Source organism: Pseudomonas sp. EA_5y_Pfl2_R50, from assembly GCF_963970475.1.
Lineage (GTDB): Bacteria > Pseudomonadota > Gammaproteobacteria > Pseudomonadales > Pseudomonadaceae > Aquipseudomonas.
Genome location: NZ_CAXAPT010000042.1, coordinates 1 through 981 on the forward strand (window position 1 = coordinate 1; position 981 = coordinate 981).

General features: G+C 61.1%; 1 protein-coding gene. It reads right to left on the minus strand.

Annotation, left to right across the window (positions count from 1 at the left end; genetic code table 11):
* A partial coding sequence (locus AACY19_RS26570) for an immunoglobulin-like domain-containing protein (RefSeq protein ID WP_339454461.1) occupies positions 1 to 981 on the minus strand: 981 nt, incomplete at both ends.

Here is a 981-nt window from a genome sequence, read left to right on the forward strand (position 1 = left end):
CCACCAGGTTTTCGTAGTTGCCGCCGCTTACACCCGTGATCGAATTACCCAGCGACGCCTGACCGGTCAGTGCATCGTTCGGCGCGGTGAAGGTCACGGTGCCGGTAGTCTTGCCGATTTCAATGGTGATGTTCTGACCGTTGGCCAGCGTCACGACGACCGGCGAACCGGTGACCGGAGCGCCGACGGTGGCGGTGTAAGTGACGGTGCCACCTTCAGCCGTAGACTCGGTGGCGGTCAGTTTGACCGTCGAGGTGTCAATGGTGTCCGTCACTTCGGTCACGGCTGGTGTGGTGCTCGGCACCAGGTTCTCGAAGTTACCGCCAGTGGCGTCCTTGATGGTGACTTCGACTTTGCCGGCGTCTTTGTAGACGTCATCGGCGGGTGCTGGAACCGTCACGGTGCCTGTGGTTTTGCCCGCTTCGATGGTGATTACCGAACCGTTCGACAGGGTCACGGTGACTGGCGAGCCGGCCGGATTGGTCAGGGTCGCGGTGTAAACGATCGAACCGCCCTCGGCCACGGAGCCGGTTGCGCTGAGCGACAGGTTGGTGGTGTCGGCAATGTCGGTAACAGTGGTCGATACCGGGGTTTTGTCGGCGACCAGATCTTCGTAATTACCGCCGGAAACGCCGGTGATCGAGTTGGTCAGCGGCGCATTGCCGGTCAACGCATCGTTAGGCGCAGTGGTGGTCACGGTGCCGGTGGTTTTGCCGACTTCGATGGTGATGTTCTGACCATTGGCCAGGGTCACGATGACAGGCGAACCGGTGACCGGAGCGCCAACAGTGGCGGTGTAAGTGACGGTGCCGCCTTCAGCCACCGAGGTGTCAGCCGTCAGTTTCACGGTCGAGGTGTCAATGGTGTCCGTCACTTCGGTCACGGCTGGTGTGGTGCTCGGCACCAGGTTCTCGAAGTTACCGCCAGTGGCGTCCTTGATGGTGACTTCGACTTTGCCGGCGTCTTTGTAGACGTCATCGG